General features: G+C 64.8%; 21 protein-coding genes and 1 pseudogene. 7 read left to right on the forward strand and 15 right to left on the reverse strand.

The window, feature by feature from the left end:
- Positions 1 to 195: 195 nt before the first annotated feature.
- Entirely contained in the window at positions 196 to 6,099 is a 5,904-nt protein-coding gene (gene uvrA / locus LGN19_RS14435) for an excinuclease ABC subunit UvrA (protein ID WP_226215428.1), read from the reverse strand.
- Positions 6,100 to 6,447: 348 nt separating this feature from the next.
- Positions 6,448 to 6,717, reverse strand: coding sequence for a hypothetical protein (locus LGN19_RS14440; RefSeq protein ID WP_226215430.1), 270 nt, complete (start codon positions 6,715 to 6,717; stop codon positions 6,448 to 6,450).
- A gap of 20 nt (positions 6,718 to 6,737) precedes the next feature.
- On the opposite strand from LGN19_RS14440, the gene LGN19_RS14445 reads away from it, so the two are divergent.
- The 3 genes from LGN19_RS14445 (at position 6,738) to LGN19_RS14455 (ending at position 10,072) form a co-directional block, all read left to right on the forward strand.
- Entirely contained in the window at positions 6,738 to 7,547 is an 810-nt protein-coding gene (locus LGN19_RS14445; protein WP_226215432.1) for an alpha/beta fold hydrolase, read from the forward strand.
- 350 nt (positions 7,548 to 7,897) lie between these two features.
- Complete coding sequence (locus LGN19_RS14450; RefSeq protein ID WP_226215434.1) at positions 7,898 to 8,713, forward strand: helix-turn-helix domain-containing protein; 816 nt, start codon at positions 7,898 to 7,900, stop codon at positions 8,711 to 8,713.
- Between the two features lie 108 nt (positions 8,714 to 8,821).
- Positions 8,822 to 10,072, forward strand: coding sequence for an MFS transporter (locus LGN19_RS14455; RefSeq protein ID WP_226215436.1), 1,251 nt, complete (start codon positions 8,822 to 8,824; stop codon positions 10,070 to 10,072).
- A gap of 345 nt (positions 10,073 to 10,417) precedes the next feature.
- Here the strand turns inward: LGN19_RS14455 and LGN19_RS14460 are convergent, their stop codons facing one another.
- From LGN19_RS14460 to LGN19_RS14510, 11 genes and pseudogenes are all read right to left on the reverse strand, one after another.
- A complete protein-coding gene (locus tag LGN19_RS14460) occupies positions 10,418 to 11,014 on the reverse strand; it encodes a flavin reductase family protein (RefSeq protein ID WP_174957738.1) in 597 nt (198 codons plus the stop codon).
- Between the two features lie 57 nt (positions 11,015 to 11,071).
- Positions 11,072 to 11,263, reverse strand: a pseudogene (locus LGN19_RS14465) (transposase domain-containing protein); the annotation flags it as partial.
- A gap of 134 nt (positions 11,264 to 11,397) precedes the next feature.
- Positions 11,398 to 11,718 (reverse strand): high-potential iron-sulfur protein, encoded by a 321-nt coding sequence (locus LGN19_RS14470; RefSeq protein ID WP_226215438.1) that lies wholly within the window; start codon positions 11,716 to 11,718, stop codon positions 11,398 to 11,400.
- A gap of 153 nt (positions 11,719 to 11,871) precedes the next feature.
- Positions 11,872 to 12,213, reverse strand: a complete 342-nt coding sequence (locus LGN19_RS14475; protein ID WP_043184330.1) for a cytochrome C oxidase subunit IV family protein — start codon at positions 12,211 to 12,213, stop codon at positions 11,872 to 11,874.
- 8 nt (positions 12,214 to 12,221) lie between these two features.
- The gene (locus LGN19_RS14480; protein ID WP_226215440.1) at positions 12,222 to 12,941 is read right to left on the reverse strand and encodes a heme-copper oxidase subunit III family protein; all 720 of its coding nucleotides are present in this window, start codon (positions 12,939 to 12,941) and stop codon (positions 12,222 to 12,224) included.
- The gene (locus tag LGN19_RS14485) at positions 12,938 to 13,549 is read right to left on the reverse strand and encodes a cytochrome c oxidase subunit 3 (protein WP_226215442.1); all 612 of its coding nucleotides are present in this window, start codon (positions 13,547 to 13,549) and stop codon (positions 12,938 to 12,940) included. The genes LGN19_RS14480 and LGN19_RS14485 overlap by 4 nt, the downstream gene beginning before the upstream one ends.
- Positions 13,546 to 15,306, reverse strand: coding sequence for a cytochrome c oxidase subunit I (ctaD, locus tag LGN19_RS14490; RefSeq protein WP_174957734.1), 1,761 nt, complete (start codon positions 15,304 to 15,306; stop codon positions 13,546 to 13,548). The genes LGN19_RS14485 and ctaD overlap by 4 nt, the downstream gene beginning before the upstream one ends.
- 22 nt (positions 15,307 to 15,328) lie before the next feature.
- Positions 15,329 to 16,480 carry a cytochrome c oxidase subunit II gene (locus tag LGN19_RS14495; RefSeq protein ID WP_226215444.1) on the reverse strand — a complete coding sequence of 384 codons (1,152 nt, stop codon included), beginning with the start codon at positions 16,478 to 16,480 and terminating at the stop codon, positions 15,329 to 15,331.
- 104 nt (positions 16,481 to 16,584) lie between these two features.
- Positions 16,585 to 17,100 carry a hypothetical protein gene (locus tag LGN19_RS14500; RefSeq protein ID WP_122949964.1) on the reverse strand — a complete coding sequence of 172 codons (516 nt, stop codon included), beginning with the start codon at positions 17,098 to 17,100 and terminating at the stop codon, positions 16,585 to 16,587.
- Between the two features lie 216 nt (positions 17,101 to 17,316).
- A complete protein-coding gene (locus LGN19_RS14505; RefSeq protein ID WP_043184322.1) occupies positions 17,317 to 17,826 on the reverse strand; it encodes a hypothetical protein in 510 nt (169 codons plus the stop codon).
- 220 nt (positions 17,827 to 18,046) lie between these two features.
- Entirely contained in the window at positions 18,047 to 18,262 is a 216-nt protein-coding gene (locus LGN19_RS14510) for a DUF3820 family protein (protein WP_027792801.1), read from the reverse strand.
- A gap of 314 nt (positions 18,263 to 18,576) precedes the next feature.
- On the opposite strand from LGN19_RS14510, the gene LGN19_RS14515 reads away from it, so the two are divergent.
- On the forward strand, positions 18,577 to 18,765 hold the full coding sequence (locus LGN19_RS14515) for a hypothetical protein (RefSeq protein WP_174957732.1): 189 nt from the start codon (positions 18,577 to 18,579) through the stop codon (positions 18,763 to 18,765).
- Positions 18,766 to 19,051: 286 nt separating this feature from the next.
- Here the strand turns inward: LGN19_RS14515 and LGN19_RS14520 are convergent, their stop codons facing one another.
- Positions 19,052 to 19,381, reverse strand: coding sequence for a hypothetical protein (locus tag LGN19_RS14520; RefSeq protein ID WP_174957731.1), 330 nt, complete (start codon positions 19,379 to 19,381; stop codon positions 19,052 to 19,054).
- Positions 19,382 to 20,289: 908 nt separating this feature from the next.
- Between LGN19_RS14520 and LGN19_RS14525 the strand changes: the two genes are divergently transcribed.
- The 3 genes from LGN19_RS14525 to LGN19_RS14535 all read left to right on the forward strand — a co-directional run bounded on the left by LGN19_RS14525 (position 20,290) and on the right by LGN19_RS14535 (position 25,211).
- On the forward strand, positions 20,290 to 20,865 hold the full coding sequence (locus tag LGN19_RS14525; RefSeq protein WP_122950622.1) for a hypothetical protein: 576 nt from the start codon (positions 20,290 to 20,292) through the stop codon (positions 20,863 to 20,865).
- Between the two features lie 1,171 nt (positions 20,866 to 22,036).
- Positions 22,037 to 22,870, forward strand: coding sequence for a response regulator (locus tag LGN19_RS14530; protein WP_174957729.1), 834 nt, complete (start codon positions 22,037 to 22,039; stop codon positions 22,868 to 22,870).
- On the forward strand, positions 22,863 to 25,211 hold the full coding sequence (locus LGN19_RS14535; RefSeq protein WP_226215446.1) for a sensor histidine kinase: 2,349 nt from the start codon (positions 22,863 to 22,865) through the stop codon (positions 25,209 to 25,211). The genes LGN19_RS14530 and LGN19_RS14535 overlap by 8 nt, the downstream gene beginning before the upstream one ends.
- 48 nt (positions 25,212 to 25,259) lie before the next feature.
- Here the strand turns inward: LGN19_RS14535 and LGN19_RS14540 are convergent, their stop codons facing one another.
- Positions 25,260 to 26,105 carry a pirin family protein gene (locus tag LGN19_RS14540; RefSeq protein ID WP_122949967.1) on the reverse strand — a complete coding sequence of 282 codons (846 nt, stop codon included), beginning with the start codon at positions 26,103 to 26,105 and terminating at the stop codon, positions 25,260 to 25,262.
- Positions 26,106 to 26,132 lie beyond the last annotated feature (27 nt).

Here is a 26,132-nt window from a genome sequence, read left to right on the forward strand (position 1 = left end):
TGTCGACCTGCCAGCTTGTGACGGCTTGCGCGACCCGCGATCACCCCGGCGGCATTGGGCGTTGACCGCCGCACGAAAAAAACACCCCTCGAAGAGGGGTGCATGGGCCGGATTGCGGTTCCCCGCAGCCACTTGCAAGTGAGCTGCGGGGAAATCATCGCCCGGCTCCGGAGCCGTCGATACGAAGCATCACGCTCACCCTACCCGCGCTTCTCCCTCACACGCGGCTTCCCCCTCGTCCGACCCCGTTCGCGCAAGCACGGGCTTCAGCGCCTGCCCGGTATGGCTTGCGCTCACCTGCACGAGCGCTTCCGGCGGCGCCGCCGCGACGATCGTGCCACCGCCCACACCACCTTCCGGCCCGAGATCGATGATCCAGTCGGCTTCCGCGATCACGTCGAGGTCGTGCTCGATCACGACGACGCTGTGCCCCGCATCGACGAGCCGGTGCAGCACGCGGATCAGCTTCGCGACGTCCGCCATGTGCAGGCCGACCGTCGGTTCGTCGAGCACGTACAGCGTGTGCGGCGCCTTCTGGCCGCGCCGCGTGATGTCGTCGCGCACCTTCGTCAGCTCGGTGACGAGCTTGATGCGCTGCGCCTCGCCGCCCGACAACGTCGGCGACGGCTGGCCGAGCGTCAGGTAGCCGAGGCCGACATCCTTCATCAGCTGCAGCGGATGCGCGATGTTCGAGATCGGTGCGAAGAACTCCACCGCCTCGTCGATCTCCATCGTCAACACGTCGCCGATGTTCCGGCCGCGCCACGTGACGGCGAGCGTTTCGGGGTTGAAGCGCTGCCCGTGACACACGTCGCACGGCACCTTCACGTCGGGCAGGAAGCTCATCCCGATCGTGCGCACGCCTTGCCCTTCGCAGGCGGGGCAGCGCCCGTCGCCGGTATTGAACGAGAAACGCGACGCCGTGTAGCCGCGCGCACGTGCTTCCAGCGTATCGGCGAACAGCTTGCGGATCGTGTCCCACACGCCGATATAGGTGGCCGGGCACGAGCGCGGCGTCTTGCCGATCGGCGTCTGGTCGACTTCCAGCACGCGATCGATCTGTTCCCAGCCGCTCAGCGACTCGCAGCCCTGCCACGCATGCGTGACGTTCAGCGACGGCCGCGGCGCAGTGCGCGCCAACACGCTCGAACGGCGGTTGGTAGCCGGCGCATCCTGCTGCGCGGCCTTGCGTGCGCGCCGCGTGGCGGGCGACGACAGCACCGAGCGGCCAACCGCGTCGAGCAGGTTCGTCATCAGCACGTCGCGCGCGAGCGTCGACTTGCCCGAGCCGCTCACGCCCGTGACCGCAACGAGCCGTGCGAGCGGAATGCCGACCGTGACGTCGCGCAGGTTGTGCAGCCGCGCGCCATGCACGGTCAGCCACGCATCCGGCACCGCGGCACCGCCCTTCTTGCCCGGCAGGCTCACGCTGCGGCGCGGCTGCAGCGGGTGCGTCATCGGTTGTGCAAGCAGGCGCCCGGTTACCGAATCGGACTGCGCGGCCAGATCCGCGACCGCGCCCTGCGCGACCAGCGTTCCGCCGCGCTTGCCCGCGCCCGGGCCGACGTCGATGATGTGATCCGCGCGGCGGATCGTGTCCTCGTCATGCTCGACGACGACGAGCGTATTGCCCTTGTCGCCGAGCTTGCGCAACGCATCCAGCAGGATCTGGTTGTCGCGCGGATGCAGGCCGATCGTCGGTTCGTCGAGCACGTAGCAGACACCCTGCAGGTTGCTGCCGAGTTGCGCGGCGAGCCGGATGCGCTGCGCTTCGCCGCCCGACAGGCTCGGCGCCGCGCGGTCGAGGCTCAGGTAGCCGAGCCCGACCTCCTCCAGAAACGCGAGGCGGCTGCCAATCTCGGTGACGATGTCGCGCGCGATCTGCGCGTCGCGCCCCGTCAGTTCCAGCCCGTCGATCCAGCGGCGCGTGTCGGACACCGTCCATTGCGCGACCTCGACGATCGGATGCGCGTCGAACGTGACCGCGCGCGCGGACGGGTTCAGCCGCGTGCCGTTGCAATCCGGGCACGGCTCGTTGCCGACGCCTTCCGGTTCCTGCTCGTCGGAAGGCAGCGTCTGCTCGCGGCCGCGATCGTCGCCTGCGAGCACCGTGTCGTCGTACGCGGCGCGCTGTTCGCGCGTGAGCGTGACGCCGGTGCCGACGCAGGTCGTGCACCAGCCGTGCTTGCTGTTGTACGAGAACATCCGCGGGTCCAGCTCCGGGTAGCTCGTACCGCACACCGGGCACGCGCGCTTGACCGACAGCACCTTGACCGTGCCGACGCGCGCGGTCGAATGATCGTTCTGCATCGCATGGTGCAGCCCGTCGAGCGGCGCGAGCAGATGCATCACGCCCTTGCCGAGCTCGAGCGTCTCGTCGAGCACGCGCCGCAGTTCGGCCTCGTTGTCCGGCGACACGACGATATCGGCCACCGGCAGCTCGATCGTATGCTCGCGGAAGCGGTCGAGCTTCGGCCACGGATCGACCGGCACGAACTCGCCGTCGACGCGCAGATGCGTGCTGCCACGCACCTTCGCCCACTTCGCGAGATCCGTATATACGCCCTTGCGGTTGACGACGAGCGGCGCGAGCAGCCCGACGTGCTCGTCACGATGATCGCGCAGCAACTGAGCGGCGATCGATTCGACCGATTGCGACGTAACCGGCGTGCCGTCGTGGATGCAATGCTGCAGGCCAAGCTTCACGTACAGCAGCCGCAGGAAGTGCCAGACCTCGGACGTGGTCGCGACCGTACTCTTGCGCCCGCCGCGCGACAGCCGCTGCTCGATCGCGACGGTCGGCGGAATGCCGTACACCGCATCGACTTCGGGGCGCCCGGCCGGCTGCACGATCGAGCGCGCATACGCGTTCAGCGATTCGAGGTAACGGCGCTGGCCTTCGTGGAACAGGATGTCAAACGCAAGCGTCGACTTGCCCGAGCCCGACACGCCGGTGATCACGTTGAACTTGCCGTGCGGGATGTCGACGTCGAGCGCCTTCAGGTTGTGCTCGCGCGCGTTGACGATCCGCACGACGTCCTCGCCTTCAATCGCACGCCGCTCGCGCGCCGCGTTCAGCACAGCCTGCAGCGGCTTGCCTTCGTCGGCCAGCGCCAGCTCGGCATCCATCGCGCGGTCGTACTGCAGCAGCGCCACGCCGGTATGCGATGCGGCGCAGGCTTTCACGTCGTCGGGCGTGCCCGCGCACAGCACGAGACCGCCGCCGTCGCCGCCCTCCGGGCCGAGATCGATCAGCCAGTCGGCCGCGCGGATCACGTCGAGGTTGTGCTCGATCACGATCAGCGAATGACCGGCCGCGAGCAGCTTGCCGAACGCCTGCATCAGCTTCGCGATGTCATCGAAGTGCAGCCCGGTGGTCGGTTCGTCGAACATGAACAGCTTCGCCCGCGCGATGCGCGCCTCTTCCGTGACGACCCGGCGCCCGTTGACGGCCGCCGCCGATTCGGCGAGGAAGCCGGCCAGTTTCAGGCGCTGCGCTTCGCCGCCCGACAGTGTCGGCACCGGCTGGCCGAGCTTCACGTATTCGAGGCCGACGTCGACGATCGGCTGCAGCACGCGCAGCACCTCGGCGTCGGTCGCGAAGAACGCGGCCGCTTCGCTGACGGTGAGATCCAGCACGTCGGCGATGCTCAGCGCACGGCCGTTGCGCTCGATGCGCACTTCGAGAATCTCGGCGCGGTAGCGGCTGCCGTCGCAGTCCGGGCAGCGCAGGTAGACGTCGCTCAGGAACTGCATCTCGATGTGCTCGAAGCCAGAGCCGCCGCAGGTCGGGCAACGGCCGTCGCCCGAGTTGAAGCTGAACGTGCCGGCGCCGTAGCCGCGTTGCAGCGCGAGCGGCGCCTTCGCGAACAGCTTGCGGATCTCGTCGAACGCGCCGACGTAGCTTGCCGGGTTCGACCGCGTGGTCTTGCCGATCGGCGACTGGTCGACGAACACGACGTCGCCCACCTGGTCGGCACCCGAGAGGCTGCGGAACGCGCCCGGCGACTCGGTCGCCTTGCCGTGGTGCCGCGCCATCGCCGGATAGAGCACGTCCTGCAGCAGCGTGGACTTGCCGGACCCCGACACGCCCGTCACGCAGACGAGCCGTTGCAACGGAATCTCGACCGTGACGTCGCGCAGGTTGTGTTCGCTTGCCCCTTCGAGCACGATGCGCGGCGTGTTCGCGTCGACCACCCGGCGCGCCCAGTTCGACGCATGCGCGACATGCTTGCGGCCGCCGAGATACTCGCCCGTCAGCGTATGCGCCGACCGGATGTCGCCCGGCGTGCCGTCGTAGACGATCGTGCCGCCGCGCTCTCCCGGGCCGGGCCCCATGTCGATCAGCCGGTCGGCCGCGAGCATCACCGACGGATCGTGTTCGACCACGACCAGCGTATTGCCCGCATCGCGCAACCGCTGCATCGCCTCGACGATCCGTGTGAGATCGCGCGGATGCAGCCCGATGCTCGGTTCGTCGAGCACGAACAGGGTTTTCGTGAGCGACGTACCGAGCGCCGTCGTCAGGTTGATCCGCTGCACCTCGCCGCCCGACAGCGTGCGGCTCTGCCGGTCGAGCGTCAGGTAGCCGAGCCCCACGTCGCACAGGTATTTCAGCCGCGTGCGCACCTCGGCGAGCAGCAGCTTCAACGCATCGTCGAGCAGCGCGCTCGGCAAGGTGATGTCATCGAAGAAGCGACGGATGCGCTCGATCGGCAGCAGCATCAGGTCGTGCACGGTCAGGCCCGGCAGCGCTTCGAGCTGCGTACGGCTCCAGTCGACGCCGCGCGGCATGAAGCGGCCGGCCGGCGCGAGCACGCCGTCGGCGTTCTCTTTCGAGCCGAGCCGCCATTGCAGCGATTCCGTCTTCAGGCGCGCGCCGCCGCACACGTCGCATGGCGTGTAGCTGCGATATTTCGACAGCAGCACGCGGATATGCATCTTGTACGCCTTCGACTCGAGATAGCCGAAGAAGCGCTTCACGCCGTACCACTGGCTCTGCCACTTGCCGTTCCAGTCCGGCGACCCGTTGACGACCCAGTCGCGCTCGGCGTCCGACAGCTCGGCCCACGGTGTGTCGCGCGGGATCCCGGCTTTCGCCGCGTAGCGCATCAGGTCGTCCTGGCACTCCTTCCAGGCCGGTGTCTGCATCGGCTTGATCGCGCCGCCGCGCAGCGTCTTGCGCGCGTCGGGAATCACGAGGCCGAGATCGACGCCGATCACGCGGCCGAAGCCGCGGCAGGTTTCGCACGCGCCGTACGCCGAATTGAACGAGAACAGCGCCGCCTGCGGCTCCGCGTAGCGCAGGTCGCTGTCGGGATCGTGAAGCCCGGTGGAGAAGCGCCACACCTGCGGCTCGGCCGCCGCGCCATCCGCCTGCTCCGGCTCTGCCGCGAGCACGTACACGTTCACGCGCCCGCCGCCGCGTTTCAGCGACGCCTCGATCGCCTCGACGACGCGCACCTTGTCGGTGTTCTGCACACGGAAGCGATCGGCCACCACGTCGAGCACCTTGCGCAGCCCGGTGGGCGACGCGACCTCGCGCTGCGCCTGCACGCGCGTATAGCCGCTCGCGGACAGCCACTGCGCGATTTCTTCGTCGGACACCGTTTCAGGCAATTCGACCGGGAACGTGACGACGACGCGCGGATCGTCCGCCTGCGCGCGCGCGACGAGTTCCGCGTAGATCGTCTCCGGCGTGTCGTGCCGCACCTGCCGCGCGGTCTGGCGGTCGAACAGCTCGGCTGCGCGCGCGTACAGCAGCTTCAGGTGATCGTTCAGCTCGGTCATCGTGCCGACGGTCGAGCGCGAACTGCGCACCGGGTTGGTCTGGTCGATCGCGATCGCGGGCGGCACGCCGTCGACGCGCTCGACCTGCGGGCGATCCATCCGGTCGAGGAACTGCCGCGCGTACGCACTGAACGTCTCGACGTAGCGCCGCTGGCCTTCCGCGTACAGCGTGTCGAACACGAGACTCGACTTGCCGGAGCCCGACGGGCCGGTGACGACCGTCATCTCGCCGGTGCGCAGGTCGAGATCGAGATTCTTGAGGTTGTGCTGACGTGCTCCGCGAATGCGGATCAGATTGCTGGATGACAATTTGCCTGCCCGTCTGAATGAGTTAGCCAGAGTGCTCGGTGCCGGAACGCTGCGGCGGATGCCCGCAGGCGCGGCGCACGTGCCGCAAGGATTGCATGGGTTGCACCTGTGCGGCTCGATTTCGACGGACACTATACTGTATATTCATACAGTTTTCCACGACGACCCTGGGGGCGTCATGGGGAGGCGGCTGACTGTCGTGATTTACTTTACCCGGAACGCTGTTCGCTCAAGCTGGAACCCGGTTCGGACATCGCGCATGCCCCGCCTTGTCAGTACGATTGAGACCCGATTCAAGGTGGCGGTCGAGCCGGGAAGAATCGGGAAAGGCCAGACGGCGAAGTGCAGTTATTTCGGAACGTTCGACATCTGATTGTTTCCCTGCTGCTGCAGGTTGCTTGCGGCCCAGGCCGCCGCCGCGACCTCGACCGACTGCGCGCGATAATCTTTGATGCTACCTTGCTCCGAGAACACGGCACACTCGTAGTTCAATCGGCATTCCTGACGGGAAACCTGAAAATTTTGCATGACCGTAAGCCGGACAGGGCGAGCTTCACCCAAGCTTGGCCCGTTTGACACCGGAAACGACACGCCCCGCACATCGGGCGTCAAGTCCATTCTCAGATATCGGATAGCTCATGAAGAACAGCGTTCTGGTGACGTCCGGTCGCGCCGCTCTTGCGACCGAAGTCGTCGGCAGTGGAGACCCGATCGTGTTTTTGCACGCACGCGTTGCGGATCGCCGGATGTGGGGCCACCAGATGCGTGAAATAGGCACGCGTCGCCAAGCCATTGCCTATGATCGGCGAGGCTTTGGAGAAACAGCTGCTGAAGCAGAGGCTCATTCTTCCGTCGAGGATCTGATCGCCGTTATCCAGTCGGTGACAGACGGCGCTCCTGCAATACTGGTGGCCTGCTCGCAAGGCGGCGGCATAGCACTCGACGCAGCGCTTCGATATCCGTCACATGTTCGCGCTCTTGTTCTTGTGGCGCCGAGTGTGACCGGCGCGCCAAAACTAATCCATGCGCCGCAGGTTGACGATTTAATTACCCGTTTAGCAGACGCTGAAGCCAACAACCACATTGAAGAAGCCATTGCAATACGCGCGAGTCTCTGGCTTGACGGCCCACTTCAGCACGAAGGGCGCGTGAAAGGCGAGGCCCGCAAGCTGTTTGACGAGATGAACGCTGTCGCTCTCGGTTTGCCCCCGGCAGGCATGAACACCGACGCACCGATCGCATATGGGCGCCTGGAAGAAATTTCAGTGCCGACCTTGGTGATGTGCGGGGAGCTTGACCTTCCCGGCATTCAGGAGCGTAGTCGTTACCTCGCGAATACCGTATCTGGCGGCATCTTCCACTCAATCTCAGGTACCGCCCATTTGCCGAGCCTTGAGCGGCCTCGGGAGGTCACGGGCAAGATCGTGGATTTCATCGGGTCGCTGTAATGTTCGGCAATGGCGGACGTAGCGGAACGCTGACGATGATTCCCCCGTGCGGAAAGGCCTTGTCAACCAGGTCGTGAATGTGAAGGCGCGCAAGCGTCCACCATGCGTCGTTGCATCGCCTTCGCGACACTCGCTTTGTACGGTCGCTCGACCCCGTCGGAATGCCGTGCTTCGCCGCTCCCGAGCGCATCCGGATACCGTTTCCCGGTTGCCCCTGTCCCTGTCTTCCGATTTCCATCCTGCGGACTTCCCGTTACAACCCGTATCCGAAGCCTCGGAAATCCAGCTGCAACGCTCCTTTCCCGCATTCGTCCTACACTTCACGTGTTCCTTCTAACCGTAGCGTTGCAATGAACATCGATTTTGACGTCGACTGCGACAACCAGGGCCATTATTCAAATGGCCCGCATGCCCACGCTTGCGACATGCTGTTTGTCCCGCTCGACGGCATCTTTTCGGTGTCGTCGCCGCGCCAGGCCCGCGGCGATGTCCTGGCGAGCGGGAGTCTCTGGTTCGTTCCCGAGCGGCACATCCATCACGTATCCGCAACGCCCGGACAGCGCCATCTCTGCTACTACCTGAACATCGACAGCCTGATGCCGCGGGTCAATGCGGACCTGCGCTCGCCCATACAACAGTCGGAGAAATGGGGAACATCGCTGCTCCTCGCCGACCTGCTGCGCTTGCGTGCGCATCTCGCGCGAAAATCCGGCCCGCTTCTCGGGCCGTACGAACTCGACCTGCTCATTCTGCAGGAGGCCGGTCGCATCATGACGTCCGTCCCGCCGTCGCGCTCGCGCGAGCCGGCGGACATCGTGCGCGAGGTCAAGATTCATATCAGCGAGCACCTCGACGGCGATCTGTCCTGCGCGACGCTCGCGCGTCAGTTCGGCACATCCGAACGGACGCTGTCGAGATGGTTCCAGGTCGAACAGGGTCGCTCGATCGGCCAGTACGTACTCGATACACGCCTCGCAGAAGCGAAGCGCCTGCTCTTCTCGACCACCTTGCCGATAGTCGACATCCAGAACACCGTGGGCTTCGCTTCGGCCCCTCACTTCGCCTACTCGATGCGCAAGGCCTTCGGCCTCTCGCCGCGACATCTGCGGCGCCGTGGCGCGGCCGAGTGGCAGGAAATCGACAGTCCTGACCTGTCGTCGACATAACGCATCGACGCTCCCCCTTACGCTCTGAATGCTGACGCTCGCGGCTCGACCGCCTCGCGAGCCCGCGTCAGCCGGAATTCGCATGAGCCTTGGAATGGAGTTGTCCCGTTGAAGTCAGCAGACTATCGGTGGTACGTGCTCGGCGTATCGACACTGACGCAACTGACCGCGGCGCTCGCGAGTCAGGGCATCGGTGTGTGGGGCACGTTCGCACAGAAGACGTTCGGACTTTCGCTCGGCCAGATCGGCGGCCTCGCGACGTTCTCGAACGTCGTCCCCATTCTCGGGCTCGCACTCGTCGGGCGCGTGCTGGATCGATACGGCGAGCGCTGGCCCGTCGTCCTCGGCCTGGCGATATTGAGCGTCGCGATGACGCTCGTGGCGCTGTCCTCCGGCTACGCGGGGCTCGTTGCCGGCATGCTGATGATCGGCGTCGGCTACAGCCCGGTTCAGCCGGGCGGCAGCCGGGCAATCTATCACTGGTTTCCGCCCGGCGAGCGCGGCCTTGCGATGGGCGTTCGGCAGGCGGCGCTGCCGCTTGGCGGCGCACTGGCGGCGGTGTTCTTCCCTGCACTGCTCATCCACGCGGACTGGACGCGCGCGATGCTCGGCGCGAGCGCCGTGCTCGCGGCATCCGCCATCGTGTACGGCGCCGTTTTCCGGAATTCGCCGCGGCATGCGCAGCGTGCATCCGCGTCGGCGCTGCAGGGCCTGAAGCACCATCTCCGCGACGCCGGATTCCGGCGAATCTCCGTGGTCGGTGCTGTGCTCGTCGGCGCGCAAACCGCGGTCTCGATTTTCTGGGCGATCTTCGCGCAGCGTCGCTTCGGTTATTCGCCGACCGATGCAGCGTGGGTGTTGTTCATCGTGCAGTTGAGCGGCTCGGCAGGCCGGATCGTGTTGTCGGTCATCAGCGATCGCGTTGCCGACGGCAAGCGCCGGCTCGTCACGCTGTGTCTCGGCGTGACGCCCGTTGCGCTGATCGCCGCGGCATCGCTTCCCGCGCACCCGGCGACGTGGGTCGTCGTCATGTTCTCGGCGCTGATCGGCGTGTGCTGTTTCGGCTGGTACGGCCCGTGGGTGGTCTGGCTGTCGGACAGTGCGGAGGACGGACAAGTCGGTGAAGTGCTCGGTGCCGCGATGGCCATCAACCAGATCGCGATTGCGTCCGTTCCCGCGATGTTCGGTTTCGTCGCCGACGTCGTGCCCGCCCCTGCACTGCCCTGGTACTGCATCTCCGGCGTACTCGGCCTCGCTTTCGCATGGACGTTGCGGGCTTCGTCGAAGGAACGCGCCGTGTCGCCTGCCGGCCGCAGCACCGACACCCGAAATGCGAGGAAGTACCCGCCTTTTCGGTGACGAGGCCCGGATGGAGCGACGCGCGAACCCAGGTCACTCGCGCGTGCAGATGGCGATCGATGTTGGCGAGTGCCGGCGTTCCTGTTTGAAAGCGATCTCGGGAGACAGGGAATGAAAGGGATGAAGATCGATATGCTCAGGGACCATTGGTATCCGATAGCGTATCAATGTCTCGGTGGGCTGCTGGCGTTGTTGGCAACAGCATGCGTCATTTTCACGCTCAGGCTCGCGATCAGGTCGGTAACGTCTTTCGGGTAAGCCGCGTCGCGCGCTGAGCGGATCATGGGTATGCCCTCCATCTACGACGCCCCGCAGAATCGAAGGGCATATCGGCGGCGACGCTTGCTACGCTCTAAAATTCTTTCCCAGGTGCTCTCCAAGTGAAAAGTATTGACGAAACACGTAGTACAGCGGATGCCATCGCTCGATATGGATTCGATCTTCGGGGGATAGCAGTTCGGCATGCACGTGTATCCGTAGTGCCCTAAGCTCGGCCGCAATCATGGCGTCAGCCTCGTTACCTATCCGGTGGATGCGGACCAGGCTCGCTTCAATTTGTATCGGGCATTCAGCAACTCGCATTGGAGCGATGCACTCACTGGCTTTCGTAGTGAACCCTGCACGCTTGAATTTATCGCGTTCGAATCGATAGCCCATCTGCTTCTTTATGTCAGGCATGGCTTCAGACCCGGAAGTTGCTGCGATGGCCTCGACGTTCGCCCAAAGCGGTGCGTCTGGCAAGTTGAGTACCAACTCCTCGCATCGTTCCAGATTGCGACGGCATTGACCGGTTTCGCTCAAACCAATCACTAACGTATTGGACAGCGCCCAGTAGGATGAGATCGGGCTGAGATTTGTGGTGCCGTCCGGATTCAGGCTGGAAACGAGGGCGACGGGTGTGCCGAAATATAGAACCGGGAGGCTGACGCTGCGAGTTTCCATGATAGTCGAAGGAGTGTTTTCACCCCTCATTGTCGACATCATCTGGACCACTTCGTTTCAGTGCTTCATGAAACGTCCATGTATATCGGCAGGCGTCTTCCGGGGTAATGGCGCGTCGTAGTCGTCAACGGTTTTCGCCCGCGGCGGACGCTGGAACAGCCAAGTGAGGTAGCGGTCGGGATCGATACGATTCGCGCGGCATGTCTCGATCAACGAGTAGAGGTTCGCACTCGAGGTTGCACCGTTCATCAGCGTACGAAGGCGGGGTTGCGCACAAGGACTCGCGAGATCCACCTGCCCGAAGGATCTGGAAAGCGTGAATCCCGACACTGGCGAGGCGCTGAATGAGCAAGACCGCGGCTCGCCAGGCCATCCCTCCTTACCTACGCCTTCTTCGTATAAGTGTTGCACCACCCTTTCGCATTGACCTGCTTGCCGCCGAAAATCGCGCACGGCCCCGTCGTGGCGCCGGCCTTGCCCTGGTAGAACTGGCAATTCGCGCAGGCCTCGCCCGTCTGGAATTTCGGGTACTTCGCATGGTCGACCCGGCTGGCATCCGCCTTGTAGCCGAGCGCCTGGGCATTTGCATCGGTTTCCTGCACGACACCGGCGCCCGCATCCGCCGCCGCCGCGCGGCGTCCAATGGCGAGCGCGGAGGCGAGAACGGTGGTGGCTGCAATAAAACGTCGACGCGAAAATTTCATGAGGTCCTCCCTTCAGATTGGCGTGAACAGATGTCCGGGAAGCGTCGTTCCCCGATGGCGGGACGCCGTCCGCTCCAAAACGGCGTCCGTCGATGGCGCCGTGCCCATCGCGATGCGCAGCGCTCGTCGGCCGAAGCGCGGCCCGCGAACGCATCAGCGAAAGAACAGCTCCCGCATCCCGAACGTGTGATGCGCTTCCGCCGCCATCAGCACCATGAGCACCAGCAGGCACAGCGGCGGGATCAGGATCGCGTACACCAGCGCCAGCCGCTCCCACATCATGTGCATGAAGATCGACACGATCAGCCCCGCCTTGGCGATCATCAGCACGACGATCAGCACCCAGCGCATCAGGCCCTGCACGTTGAAGTAGTCGACCAGGTACGAGAACGTGCTCAGCACGAACAGCAGGCCCCAGATCTTCAGGTAGAGGCCGATCGGATGCTGCTGGCCGTGCGCGGCGTCGGGTCGATCGGCGGGATCGGTGTGCTCCATGGCATCCCTCACCACAAATAGAACAGCGCGAAGATGAACACCCACACCAGGTCGACGAAGTGCCAGTACAGGCCGGCGATCTCGACGATCTGGAAGTTGCCGTGTTCGGTGAACCCCGGCTGCCGGATCTTGCGCGCGATCAGCAGCAGGTAGATCACGCCGCAGGTCACGTGAAAGCCGTGGAACCCGGTGATCGTGAAGAAGCACGCGCCGAACTGCGCGGCGCCCAGCGGGTTGCCCCACGGGCGGATCCCTTCACGGAAGATCAGGTTGCTCCATTCGAACGCCTGCAGCGACAGGAACGTCGCGCCCAGCAGCGCGGTGGCCAGCAACAGCGCGGCGGCGGGCCGTGCGTTGCGCCGGTAGCCGAAGTTGACGGCCATCGCCATCGTGCCGCTGCTGCTGATCAGCGTGAACGTCATGATCGCAATCAGCAGCAACGGCACTTCCACGCCGCCCACGCTGAGGCCGAACACCTTCGCGGTATCGGGCCACGGCGCCGTGGTCGACATGCGCACCGTCATGTAGCCGATCAGGAAGCTGCTGAAGACGAACGTGTCCGACAGCAGGAAGATCCACATCATCGCCTTGCCCCACGGCACCCTGAAGGCTTCGCGGTCGGACGACCAGTCCGTGACGATGCCGCGCCAGCCGTCGGGCCGCGCATCGGCGGGCGCGGCCGCAGGTGCTTCGGCCGCGGATTCGGTGTGGGCCGTGGGCGCGGTCATGGCGCGACTCCATACAGCGGCCCGCAGATCGCGGCGACGATCCCGGGAGTCAGCCACCACATCGCCGCCAGCAGCACGAGCCAGACGGCGAGCAGGAAATGCCAGTAGAGCGCGCACAGCGCGATGGCCCGTTGGGCCCGGAACGGGTCCGCGCGCCGGAGCTGCGCGATCGTCACGCCCCACGCCGCCAGCCCGCCCAGCACATGCAAGCCATGCAGGCCGGTGAGCAGGTAGAGGAAGCTGTTGGACGGATTGACGGTGACGGTCTCCCCGGCCGCCGACAACATGTGCCAGGCGGTCAGTTGCCCGATCACGAACACGGCCGCCAGTACACCGCCGGTTACCAGCCACACCGTGCGGTACAGGCCTATCCGCCGGGCACGCTGCATCGCGACGCTGGCCAGCACCAGCGCGCCGGTGTTCCACCACAGCAGCGCCGGATGCGGAATCGGCTGCCAGTCGGATTCACGCATGCGCATCGCATAGGCGAGCAGCAGCAGCGAAAACAATGTCGTCGCAACCGCCATGAACACGACCAGCCCCGTGCGGCCTGCATTCGGCAAGCCGGGCGGCGCGTCGGGAACGAAGGGGCGCGGCAGCGTGGTCATTCGTGTGCCTCGCCGGGGTGAAGCGTCGGATGGGTCGCTTCCGGTTCAGGCGCCGTCGCGGGCGGCTGGTTCTGCGGCACGAAGTCTTCCTCTTGCCCCGGCGGACTGTATTCGTATGCCCAGCGATAGACGACGGGTAGCGCCGGGCCCCAGTTGCCGTGCACGGGTGGCGTTTGCGGCGTCTGCCATTCGAGCGTGGTGGCCCGCCACGGGTTGCCGTCGGCTCGCCGGCCGCGCACGAGGCTCCACGCCAGGTTGAACAGGAACAGCAACTGCGCGGCCGCGACGATCAGCGCGACGATGGTGATGAACGTGTTGAGCGTCTGCGCCGAATGCGGAATGAAGCTGTAGCCCTGATACGCGTAATACCGTCGCGGCATGCCGAGGATGCCGAGATAGTGCATCGGGAAGTAGATCGCATAGGTGCCGACGAAGGTGATCCAGAAGTGCGCACGCCCGAGCGTGTCGTCGAGCATGCGGCCCGTCACCTTCGGATACCAGTGGTAGAGGCCGCCGAACACCACCAGGATCGGCGACACGGCCATCACCATATGGAAGTGCGCGACCACGAAATACGTATTCGACAGCGGGATGTCCACGCTCACGTTGCCGAGGTAGAGCCCGGTCAGCCCGCCCAGCACGAAGGTGCTGATGAAGCCGATGGCGAACAGCATCGGCACGGTCAGGTGGATATCGCCGCGCCACAGCGTCAGCACCCAGTTGTAGACCTTGAGGGCGGTCGGGACGGCGATGATCAGCGTGGTAGTGGCGAAGAAGAAGCCGAAGTACGGATTCATGCCGGCGATGAACATGTGGTGCGCCCAGACCACGAAGCTCAACGCGCCGATGATGACGATGGCCCACACCATCATCCGGTAGCCGAAGATGCTCTTGCGCGCGTGCGTGCTGATGAGATCCGACGCAATGCCGAAGGCCGGCAGCGCGACGATGTAGACCTCCGGATGCCCGAAGAACCAGAACAGGTGCTGGAACAGCAGCGGGCTGCCGCCCGCATGCTTGAGCGTCTGCCCCATCGACACCACGGCCGGGATGAAGAAACTGGTGCCGAGCGTCCGGTCGAACAGCATCATCACCGCCGACACGAACAGCGCCGGAAACGCCAGCAACGCCATGATCGTCGCGATGAAGATGCCCCACACCGTGAGCGGCATGCGCATCAGCGTCATGCCGCGCGTGCGTGCCTGCAGCGTGGTGGTCACGTAATTCAGGCCGCCCATCGTGGCCGCGACGATGAAGATCGCCAGCGACACGAGCATCAGCACGATGCCCCATTCCACGCCCGGCGTGCCCGGCAGGATGGCCTGCGGCGGATACAGCGTCCAGCCCGCGCCGGTCGGCCCGCCCGGCACGAAGAAGCTCGCCACCAGCACCAGCACGGCCAGCAGGTAGACCCAGTAGCTCAGCATGTTGAGAAACGGGAACACCATGTCGCGCGCGCCCAGCATCAGCGGGATCAGGTAATTGCCGAAGCCACCCAGGAACAGCGCCGTCAGCAGGTAGATCACCATGATCATCCCGTGCATGGTGACGAACTGGTAATAGTGGTTCGCGTCGATGAACGCGAACTTGCCCGGAAAGCCGAGCTGCAACCGCATCAGGTCCGACAATACGAGGCCGACCAGGCCGATCGCGATGGCCGTCAGCGCGTACTGGACGGCGATGACCTTGTGGTCCTGGCTCCACACATAGCGGGTCCAGAAGCTGTGCGGAGCGTGGTCGGTATGCGCGTAGGTCATGGCGTCTGCTCCGTCTGTTCCGTTACGGCTGGGCCGCGGTACTGGCGGGCGGCGTCCCGCCCTGCGCCTCGATATAGGCCACCAGCGCGGTCAGTTCCTGCTCGCTCAAGTCGAAGTGCGGCATGATCGGCGAGAAGCCCTTCACGACGCGGGCCGTCGGATTGCGGATGAACGCGCGCAGATAGGCTTCGTCCACCTTCGCGGTGCTGCCGTCGGCCATCGTTTCGGTCTTGCCGTACAGCCCCTTCCAGGTCGGGCCGACGAGCGGACTGCCATCCACGGTATGACAGGCGACGCAGCCCTTGGCCGCCGCGAGCGTCTTGCCCAGGTTGGCCAGCGCCTGCGCGCTGCCGCCGGCCGCGGCGGGAGCGGCCTGCACGTGGGCCATCTGCTGCTGCGCGAACGTAGTCTGCTGCGCCAGCCAGCGCGAAAACGCGGCTTCGTCTTCCACCACCACCACGCCGCGCATGCTGGAGTGCCCGATCCCGCAGAGCTGCGCGCACAGGATGTCGTAGCGCCCTGCCTTGGTCGGCGTGAACCAGAAAGTGGTCACCATGCCCGGCACCATGTTCATCCGTGCCCGGAACGGCGGAACGTAGAAGTCGTGCAGCACGTCCCGCGACCGCGTCAGGACCTGGATCGGCCGGTTGAGCGGCAGGTGTACCTCGGGGTTCTCGATCAGGTAGTTATCGCGGCCGTTGGGGTCGGCGGGGTTCAGGCCGAACGGATTGTCGTTGCTGATGTAGCGCACGTCCGTCGTACCCAGCTTGCCGCCGGGGCCGGCGAAGCGGAAGCGCCATTGCCATTGCTGGCCGAGCACTTCCATCTGCAGCACGTTGCGCGGCGGCCGGACGTAGTCCGCGTAGACGAACAGCCCCGGCGCCAGCAATGCCGCCACGCCGACGGCGGTCAGGCCGATCAGCCACCATTCCAGCTTCCGGTTGTGCGGCTCGTAGGCCGCGCGATGCCCGCTGCGGTGGCGATAGCGCACCAGTGCGACCACGATGAACAGGTTGATGGCGATGAAGAATGCGCCGGTGATGACGAGCGTGATCGTCAGCATGTCGTCCATGCGCACCCAGTTCGACGCAATCGGCGTGATCCACCACGGACTGGCAAAGTGAAACCCCACCGCCAACAGGATGATCAGGACCAGGGCAATCGCAAGGGCCATAGGCCGCCTCGCTGAGTGTCACTCGCCGGAGCCGCCGACACCGGGTTCCGTGTCTCCCGCGAGCGCTGCGTGGTCAGGCGCCGCGCGGCGGGAAACGTGATGTGTCAGTCGTCCACGTTCCGCTTGCGCAATCGCTCCAGCCTGCCGTAGGTGATGGCCGCAACCACGCCGAACAACAGATTGGCCAGCAACGGCCCGGAGCCCCGCTCGGAGACGAACCACGGGAACACGGCCGTCATGACGTAGAAGTTCCACCCATACGCGACGATCCCGAACGCCAGCCCGATGGCGGCTTCCATGCCCACGCTCGAATCGAAGCGGAAAGGCGCCATGATCGCGGCGAGCATCATCCCCATGATCGCGCCGAGCACGTAGTGCAGCAGCAGCGCCATCGCCACGATTTCAAGGTTGAATTGCGTCATCTGGCCGAGCGCGCTAGCGCCCATCACCATCGCCGCGATCTTGTGGGTCGGTTGCCACGGGCTTGAGCCGAGCACGAGGGTCGACCAGACGAATTCCAGCGCGATCACCAGCGCACCGCCCGCGAGACCGGCCACGGCAGCGGCGACCCAGTCGGGCTTACGACGCTCCCAATGGTGCGATTGAATGTGCAGTTCCATACCACCTCCTTGCCGACGGTTCGATGTCGGCGCTTCGATTCCGAAGGCGCCACGCGCATCGGGCCTGCGTCTCTTGCGCGATTCGGAATGGCGGACAGGGTTGCCTGCGCAACGTGCGAACGACCCGCTCCGCGCGCGGCCCGCGGTCGCGGCCGTGCGCTCGACGAAACGCGTCGATGAACGCGGATGTCGGGCAGGCCGGCTTGCTGTCGCGCGTCAGGGGAAGATCGGTGTCGTAGGCTCGGCGCCTTCCAGGTCCGCCTTCGGAAAATGCTGGGCGACCATCTCTTCGATTTCCTGCTCTCGCAATGCCGGCACGTCGGCCATGATCAGGATCTGGCCTTCCTGGATGGCCTCGCGAAATCGCTGGAGTCGCGCGTTCGGCTCGGCGATGCCGATCATCGCGGCGGTCCACGCGCCGAAACCCGCTCCGGCCAACGTCAACCCGACGACGGCGCCGCCTGCGATCACGAGCTCCGCCGGCGGAAATACCAGCGCGACGAGACCGATCAGCGCACCGGCCGCGCCGCCGAGCGCGACGCCGCGCTCGAGCGCATGCACGACATCGCTGCTTTGCAGCAACGATGCTTCGGGTAACTGATCGAGTGTGACGCTGTGGTCGGCGAGAACGTGGATATGGCGCCAGATGATGCGTGCGCGCAATAAATCGTCGACGATGGCTTTCGCCATCTGCGTATCGGGTACGAGGAAATAAAGGCGTCTCATGTCGGCACCCCTTCTCTTGCCATCAACTCGTCCTCAAGGGACTGTTTTATATTCTATGTCAGCATCGGCGCCGCGCTAGGTGCGCACGGGCCAGCGATGGGGTCGCATGCGTGCATTCAGCACGCGTAGCGGATGTGCCTGGAGAGGGGTGGTTGTCGTCGATCGCGATCGATCGAGGCGGGCCGGCGTGGCACGCGGGGGCATTCGCCCCCGATTGGCACTACCCGCGTTTGCGCAACGGCTCCAGCAAGTCCCGCAGGCCGTTGTGATCGATCTCGTGCATCAGCGCAAGCTGCCGGCCGATTTCTCCGCGCGGGAACCCTTCGCGGGCCAGCCAATTGAGGTAAGGCCCCGGCAGGTCGGCAATGAGCCGGCCCTTGTATTTTCCAAAGGGCATGGTGACGGTGACGAGGTGTTCAAGGTCTGGGGTTTGCATGCGGGTATTGTGCACGGCTTTCCGCTCGTGTCGCGTGCCGAGCGATTGAAGGTCGGGATGCCGACCCTTCGCGGGAGACCGAATCGTGACGCAGCGCCGGGGTGGCGGCAATCGATCACCTCCGGCCGGCGGCAGCCGATTACCCGTCGGATCGAGCACCGGCGGATACCGACGAGTCGGCCCGATTGACGCATGGACATTCGAGGCGGCAATCCCTCCTTCGACGACATCCAGGAAAGGGCGCCGCAAACCGCCTGCGCCCCGTTTCTGGCCTGCTAGACTGGAATTCCCCCCTGCAAACGATGGAGGGAATCATGTTGTCCGTCTACGTCGTGAAGACCGGCGAGCAATTCCTGTGCACCGCCGAGGATGGCGATATCGGCATGGCACCGGCGGTTGAAGATGCCACGTCGTTTCTTTCGTACGAGGAAGCGGAAAAGGCGGCGCACGTGCATGCCGACCCCGGATACGAAATCGTGGCCGTCTGCGTGCTCAGACACTGACACGGCGCCCGCTGCCGGGCGCTCGGCGAGGAAATGCGGCTCGCGGTTCCGCTGGCGCCATGCAACATGGGTGGCGCGATCGGCTGCGGCCGAAATTACCTGCGAGCAGACCGATTGCGTGTCGGGATTCTCACGATGGGGGCACGCTGCGCGTCGACAGTCCCGCCGCGTGCAATGCGACGCAGCACACGCGCGACGCGGAACGCGCCTTTCCTGACACGCGTGACATCCGGCGCGCACTCCCGTATGCGGCACTGCCAGGAATCGGAGCGTCGTTGCTCCGTGTTTATCGTCTCGGGCCTTTCATGCCCTCCGACTCCATGGCCGCATGCCACTCTTCATTCGCCTCGATCGGGTCCATCGCTTCGTCGACCGACGCCGTTGCGCGCTCGGCGGCCGCTATGGTTTCGTCTGCCGGGGAAGCAGCATCACTGTCGCCGTCGCCGTCGCCGTCGCCCGGGGGATGCAGCATGTCCTTGAGCATTGCGCTCAACTCCGACGTGTCCCATGGCAGCCCACGCCGAGTCCGATCCTTGATGTAGTGCCTCACTTCCGCGTCCTGCTCCACGGTCAGCGGCAGCCCTCGGAAGGTGCTTTTGGGGCCAGCGTCGATCATCGCATTCTCCTGTTACATGGCATGTTCAGTGTACTCGCCATCGCGAACACGCGAGCCACGATTGCTGCGCGCTTGCGTCGGATCAAACGTGCGGGCTCGACAGGCCAGCGGCGGCCACAAAGCGTGGTTCACCCGCAGCGTGGGTCGGGCATCAGGGCGACCGTTCGCTCCCGGCAAACGGCCGTTCGACCCATGTGACAAGCGTCGCAAGATCGACTGTTTGCAGCAGGGTCGACGCTGGAATCCGCCCGCCGGATTCGTCCGGAATTTCCGTGCACGCGAATCATCTTCGTTCTCGCGCAATCCGATGGAGGCGCGTCCGCCTCTATTCTTAAAATAAGATGATTGATTCAAAAAATAGAAACCCAATTGACACGTCTGAAATTAAACACATTCCATTGGATTTTTTTATTTCCAAAAAAATAACTTAACGCCGCCTTGTAATCCCGCAATCGTACGTCTATGTTCGTTCAATAACGAATAGCTTTGCTCACCAGGTTGTCGTGGGCCTGCTTTGTGTCCGGGGGTAGTCGGTAGTTAACGAAGGAAAGGAAGGCGACGACGATGGACACTTGCTTCACGCGCACGGTCTAGACACCCTACGTCTCCATCTTCAAGCATCCACTCGCCTGTACGGCCATCCCGCGCGCCGGGTGACGTCACGCCTGCGCGTTTGCTTGTCCATTGGCAATCAATGGGCGTTACGTCGCACGCCGAGGGAAGCCGGTCGTAGCTCGCCAACCCAATCGTAAAGTTTGGCCACAAGGGATTTCGCAACCCGACAGTAGCCAGGCGAAACCGTGCCAGTTTTCGACTCCTGTTAGCGGATGCGTGCAGTTCGGTCAGTCAAGGAAGCAAACCTCCCGCTTGATCAAGTTAAGCGCCCGATTCATGACTTGGAGATGAACATGAAAAGCAAGCGTCTAAGCGTTCTGTCTGCAACAGCTGTTGCCCTTCTATCTCTCAGCGGTGCCGCGCAGGCCGACGGCCTTTGCTCGAACGCAACGCTGAAGGGAGCATTCGAGTTTATTGGTCACGGACAAATTCTTGGATTGATAGGTGCCGATGGCAAGGTGCATCCATACGCTGCCCCGTCGATCCTCGATGATGTCGCTCTGGTGACGTTCGACGGTACGAGCCATTACTCACGCACCGACTTCGGGGTGATCGGCGGCCTGCCGAAAGGTGGGCAAACTACGTTCAATCCGCACCAGACCGGCACCTACACGGTGAACTCCGATTGCACCGGCACCATGAGCACCGTCTATACCACCGGCGGATCCGTGCCCGCCGGCGTCGAGACCGATCTGAACATCGTCGTCGCTGCCGACGGGACACTCATCGAATCCGTTGTCTACAAAGCGGTCACCGTGGCAGGCGAGAGCGCGGATGGCGTAGTAAAGTGCCCGACGAATTGCCAGCAAGGTGTGCAGGAGCGCTTTGAAGGGAGAAAGATCTTTGTGCATCGAGAAAGCCACGATTGACCGTTGTACCGTGGTCGCTGCCGTTCGAACGCCATCGGGTCGAACCCGCGACGACCTCGAACCTCATGCGTAAGCGTCGTTCAAACGCCAGACAGGCGGAAGCCGGGCCGCACCCGGGGCGGCCCGCTCTGTTTCATTCAGGAGGAGGATGACGTCGCGCGATCCCCGGGACTGAAGCATGCGCCACCGGTTCGTGAGAACCGATGCATTGGCCTGTCATACCTGCCGTACCCATCGTTTTCGGGTCCGCCTGATTCGAGCGCGCACCGCGCGCGGCCGCCGCCCGATGGATCGAACCTTCGGACGGCCAACGCGCAGCCACTCACCCTTTCCGTCCGGCCGTCAAACGCATTTTCCGGATTTCCGGAACAGCATCGGCGACGTGCCGGACGCCCCCTGCACCGAATGAATCGATCGAATTTCGTTGACGATTTCTTCTCGACCGACGCCTCACACACAACCACATTTCAAGATTCGCCGATTTTTCTTATATCGCAACGCATGCGGCAAATCATGAAATTTGCATTACCCTCGTGCCAGTTATTCGTGCCCTGCCTCAATCTCATGTGATCAGAATCGCATCATTCAATGTCACATTGGTATCGCATGCACCTCGATGGGACGTCGGCATGCGATCCACGCGATCTCGGAAGTATCGAAAGAATCGATTCCAGCCGCGCCGGAGCTAGTATGCGGGTATCGTTACAAACGCACCTTTTCCAGATCGGAAAAAACCTTTTCCATAGCGGACGACGTTTACATTCATACAGTTCGGCGCGAAACTTGATTTCCGGGCGAACCGGATTCCGACCAGCCACCGGCAAAATCGCAATCAGGCCAGCCGTGACCTCGTCACCTGAGTTACCTTGAGGATATCGATTTTCAGGCACACGACGACCCGATTGATCGATCGGGACAATCCGAATTTCGAGCAACTCATCCGAAAACAAGGACCGGTTATCAACATTCAGTTTGGCATGTGTTTCCGCCTCCGTTTCTTCCGGCCAGACGCGACGACGACATAAAGGCCACACCTCGTCGCGCAAGCCCCGCTCGGGCCACACGGAATCCTCACAGTCGGCAATGCCGTCGACATATAATTTTTCGCCGCAATCGCGCAGACAGCGATGCTCCCAACCTGACCGGCCACTCTTCCAACGCGTCCGCAACCATGTCATCCCGCTCGCCCAGTTCGGCGTTGCCTCGTACCACGCCGGATCTCGCCGACGCACATATTCTTGTCGTCGACGATCGTCCGAACGACGTGCGGCTCCTGACCGAGATCCTGCGCACTGCGCGGTGCCGGATCAGCGTTGCGTTCGACGGGCTGCAGGCCTATCACCGTGCCCAGGCAATCGCGCCCGACCTGATCCTGATGGATGTCCGCATGCCGCGCATGGATGGCTTCGCCGCATGCCGGCTGCTGGCGTCGACGCCTTCGACGCAATCGATCCCGATCATCATCCTGACTGCCGCGGGCGATCTCGAGGATCGCATCGAGGGGCTCGAAACGGGCGCAATCGACTACATCGTCAAGCCGTTCGAGCCAACGGAAGTGCTGGCCCGGATCCGCAATCACCTGAAGCGGGCACGGCGCAGCCAGCCGTTTGCGCATCTGCCCGCGTTGCCCGACCACCCGGATGCGGCGCTCGTGCGCGCGGCGACCGAGGTCCTGCTGCGCGACCTGCGCCATCCGCCGGCGCTCGAGGAGCTCGCCAGACAGGTCGGGACGCACGAAAAGCGCCTGTCCCGCGTGTTCCGCGACCATCTCGGCCAGACCGTGTTCGAATATCTGCGCGACACCCGCCTGCGCGCCGCGATGCATTTCCTCGCGGAGACGTCGATGGGGATCGGCGACATCGCCGAGGAAATCGGCTTTTCCACACCCGGCAATTTCGCGACGGCCTTTCGCGAACGCTTCGGCATCACGCCGTCCGACTGGCGGCGCCAGCGCCATGCGGCCAATGCGCCCGCCACGCCCGCGGAGCACCGTCACGATGCGTAGGCGCCATGCGGCATGGGCAGCCGGATGTCGCGCGGTGCTGCTGCTTCTGCTCACGATGGTCGTCACCTGCGCGACGGTGCGCGCCGCGTCGGCGCCAAACCCGGCGCAACTGGATGCCGTGTCGGTATTCGAGGACACGAGCACGACGATGTCCGCCGACCAGGTCGCCGCCCGGCTCACCGATCCCGGCCTTGGCACGCCGTTGGCCGGCACGTCGTCTTTCAACATCGAGTTCTCGCGATCGGCATGGTGGATCCGCGCAACGCTGACCAACCGCGACAGCGCCGCACGCCCGCTGGTGCTGGCGATTCGCGACGCGCGTGTCGACCAGGCGGACTTCTATATCGGCCAGCACGGCCAGTGGACACTCGACAGCCGTTTCCCGGCCGCCGGCACCGGCGGCGATGCCGCGCCGCAGCCATCGCGCTACCCGGTACTCGACGTCACGCTGCGCGCCGGCGAAAGCATCCCGGTGCTGATCCGCGTCACGTCGCGCAAGGAAATGCGGCTCGCGCCGGCCGCGTTCACGCATGCGGCGTGGGACGCACAGGAACGTCGCGCGACGATGTGGGACTTCGGCTTCTTCGGCGGGCTGCTCGCGCTCGTGTGGTGCGCGCTGCTGATCGGGTTCTTTTCGCGCAGCGGCGTGTTCCATGTGCTGGCTGCGATAGCGCTGGCCACGACGCTGTTCGAAGCGGCTTACCGGGGCTATCCGGCGATGGCGTTGCCGCCGGCGCTGCATGAATGGTCGGCGCGTGGCGAAGTGATCTTCGCGTACCTGGCGGTCGCCTGCTTCATCGTCTTCATCCTGATGGTCGCCCGGCGCGAGCAGGCACGGCTGCCGATGCGCGCGATCTACATGGCCTTCCTCGCGCTCGAATGTATCGGCATGGCCGGCGCCGCCAGCGGCGACCTGCTGACGTTCACGTGGTTCTGCCTGCGGCTGAACGCGGTGCTCGGGATCGTCAACATCAGCCTCGCGCTGATGCTCGCGATCCGCCGGACGCCGACCGGCCGCGTGATGCTGATCGCCATCGGATTCGCCACCTTCAACATGCTGATCCGCGTGCTCGACGGCATGAACACGCTGCCGCCGGCGCTCGCCTGGCTGAAATCCGACATCTACCCGAACCCCGTCATCGCGGTCATCGGTCTCGCCACGCACCTGCTGGTGCTGGCCGCGTGGATCCATCACGTGGGCCGCCAGCGCACCGAAGCGAGGACGCGGCTCGAGCACTTGCAGATCACCGAACAGGATCGCCTGCGCGACGAAGTCGCACGACGCACGGTCGCGCTCAACGACGCGCTGCAACAGGTGACGACCCACATGCAGCAGAAGATCGAGACGCTCGGTTACGTCAGCCACGACCTGCGCGCGCCACTGTCCACGATCAACGGCTACGCGAAGCTGCTGCTGCAAGGTGCGACGCGCCGCCAGGCGCAGCTGATCCGGTCGATCGATCGCAGCATCCGCTACCAGCTCGCGCTGATCGACGAACTGCTCGCGTTCACGAAGGCCGAGCTGCAGCCGCTCGGCGTGTCGCCGGACGCGACCGACCTGCCCGGCCTGCTCGACGACATCGGGCACTATGCGCTCGCGCTGTGCACGCAGCAGGACAACCGGTTCGTCTACCGGCCCGCCACGCCGCTGCCACGCACGGTGTCGATCGACGGCATGCGGCTGCAGCAGGTGCTGCTCAATCTGTTGTCGAATGCGTCGAAATTCACGCGCGACGGCACGGTCACGCTGTCGATTCATGCATCTCGCGAAGGCGACGCATGGCGCCTGTTGTTCGACGTTGCCGATACGGGTATCGGGATCGACATCAGCGGGACCCGCGACATCTTCCGCGCGTACCAGCAGGTGCAGGCCGTGAACGGCGGCACCGGGCTCGGCCTGTTCATCGCGCAGCGCATCGTCGGTGCGATGGGTGGCGAGCTGGCCGTCGCCAGCCAGCCGGGCGCCGGCACGGCGTTCTCGTTCGCGATCGTCGCGCCGGTTGTCGGGCACGCGCTCGTACCGGCGTCGGAGCTCGTCCGGCGGTTTCATCCGGACCGCGATGCCGAGCCGAACCGTGCCGCGCCCTCGATGCAGGGCCCGCCCGACGACGCGCTCGCCGAACTGATCCGGCTGGCCGACAACGGGCAGCTCACCGATATCGAGGATTGGCTCAGCCAGTATGCGGACGAACCGGACTACGCAGCCTTCGTGCAGGACGTGCGCGAGCGCCTCGATACACTGGATCTGACCGCGATCGGGAAACGGGCCGGCTCGCTGCAACGCGCGCGCATCGCCGATACGTCGTTCGACGCCGAGAGGGACGCAGCCGGGCCGGCCTGACACCGTCGGTCCATCCGATCGATATCGGTCGGATGCCGACCCGACGAATCAACGCAACGCGCCCTTCGCGCGCAGTTCGCGGCCGATGCGCACGATCTCACGCTCGCCCTCCACCAGCGCGGCGGCACTCGTGTGCACCGAATAATTACCGAGATGCAGATCGTGCGGATGCGGGACGGCCGTGCCGACCACGAAGCGCACATCGGTCACCGCCTCGAATTCGATTGCGGCGTCGGACGAGTCGAACACCACCAGCTCGCCCTGGGCGACCGGATCCGGTACGCGCAGGCTGCCGTCCATCACGGCGGTCCAGCCGACGCTGCAGCCCGGCTGCGGCCGGCAGGTCCAGCGCTCGCCGGCCTGAAGCTCCACGACGACGTAGTGGATGCCCGGCGGCGCATCGATCGGGCTGACCGCGTCGCCGCTGCGGCCGAGCAGCACGCGCGCCGGGCCGTCCGACGGAATGTCGGCGATCGACAAATGCTGGCTGAACGCCGGCGCCAGTTCGCGCTCCGGCGGCAACGCGACCCACAGCTGGAACACCTTGACCGGCGGCACGACGGTGCCGGTATGCCAGACCCCGCGCCCGGCGCTCATCCATTCGATGTCGCCGGCCACGATCGCGCCTTCGTGGCCGGTGGATTCGGCAAAGGTGCCCTGGCCGTCGATCACGAGCGTGAGCGTGGCGATCCCCGAGTGCGGATGCCAGCCGAAGCCCGACCCGAGCGACGCTTGCGTATCGACCAGATCGAGAAAAACGAACGGCTTGATCATCTCGCCGACGTCGGACGGGCTCACCATCCGCACGATGGGCCCGTGCGCGCGGCCGCGCGTGCGGAAGATGACGTGACGGCCGGCGACGGCGACATCGGCTGACTGCGTGGCGTGTGACATGCTGGTTCTCCGGTGGTCGGCTCGGTT

Source organism: Burkholderia sp. AU30198, assembly GCF_020419825.1.
Classification (GTDB): Bacteria; Pseudomonadota; Gammaproteobacteria; order Burkholderiales; family Burkholderiaceae; genus Burkholderia.

Excerpts from the sequence above, each read along its gene's own strand:
- LGN19_RS14445 (WP_226215432.1), top strand. The coding sequence starts at position 6,738 with ATGAAGAACAGCGTTCTGGTGACGTCCGGTCGCGCCGCTCTTGCGACC.
- LGN19_RS14470 (WP_226215438.1), bottom strand. The coding sequence starts at position 11,718 with ATGAAATTTTCGCGTCGACGTTTTATTGCAGCCACCACCGTTCTCGCC.
- LGN19_RS14525 (WP_122950622.1), top strand. The coding sequence starts at position 20,290 with ATGAAAAGCAAGCGTCTAAGCGTTCTGTCTGCAACAGCTGTTGCCCTT.
- LGN19_RS14460 (WP_174957738.1), bottom strand. The coding sequence starts at position 11,014 with ATGGAAACTCGCAGCGTCAGCCTCCCGGTTCTATATTTCGGCACACCC.
- LGN19_RS14515 (WP_174957732.1), top strand. The coding sequence starts at position 18,577 with ATGTTGTCCGTCTACGTCGTGAAGACCGGCGAGCAATTCCTGTGCACC.
- LGN19_RS14530 (WP_174957729.1), top strand. The coding sequence starts at position 22,037 with ATGTCATCCCGCTCGCCCAGTTCGGCGTTGCCTCGTACCACGCCGGAT.
- LGN19_RS14510 (WP_027792801.1), bottom strand. The coding sequence starts at position 18,262 with ATGCAAACCCCAGACCTTGAACACCTCGTCACCGTCACCATGCCCTTT.
- LGN19_RS14450 (WP_226215434.1), top strand. The coding sequence starts at position 7,898 with ATGAACATCGATTTTGACGTCGACTGCGACAACCAGGGCCATTATTCA.
- LGN19_RS14495 (WP_226215444.1), bottom strand. The coding sequence starts at position 16,480 with ATGGCCCTTGCGATTGCCCTGGTCCTGATCATCCTGTTGGCGGTGGGG.
- LGN19_RS14475 (WP_043184330.1), bottom strand. The coding sequence starts at position 12,213 with ATGGAGCACACCGATCCCGCCGATCGACCCGACGCCGCGCACGGCCAG.
- LGN19_RS14535 (WP_226215446.1), top strand. The coding sequence starts at position 22,863 with ATGCGTAGGCGCCATGCGGCATGGGCAGCCGGATGTCGCGCGGTGCTG.
- ctaD (WP_174957734.1), bottom strand. The coding sequence starts at position 15,306 with ATGACCTACGCGCATACCGACCACGCTCCGCACAGCTTCTGGACCCGC.
- LGN19_RS14505 (WP_043184322.1), bottom strand. The coding sequence starts at position 17,826 with ATGAGACGCCTTTATTTCCTCGTACCCGATACGCAGATGGCGAAAGCC.
- LGN19_RS14540 (WP_122949967.1), bottom strand. The coding sequence starts at position 26,105 with ATGTCACACGCCACGCAGTCAGCCGATGTCGCCGTCGCCGGCCGTCAC.
- LGN19_RS14485 (WP_226215442.1), bottom strand. The coding sequence starts at position 13,549 with ATGACCACGCTGCCGCGCCCCTTCGTTCCCGACGCGCCGCCCGGCTTG.
- LGN19_RS14520 (WP_174957731.1), bottom strand. The coding sequence starts at position 19,381 with ATGATCGACGCTGGCCCCAAAAGCACCTTCCGAGGGCTGCCGCTGACC.
- LGN19_RS14480 (WP_226215440.1), bottom strand. The coding sequence starts at position 12,941 with ATGACCGCGCCCACGGCCCACACCGAATCCGCGGCCGAAGCACCTGCG.
- LGN19_RS14440 (WP_226215430.1), bottom strand. The coding sequence starts at position 6,717 with ATGGACTTGACGCCCGATGTGCGGGGCGTGTCGTTTCCGGTGTCAAAC.
- LGN19_RS14500 (WP_122949964.1), bottom strand. The coding sequence starts at position 17,100 with ATGGAACTGCACATTCAATCGCACCATTGGGAGCGTCGTAAGCCCGAC.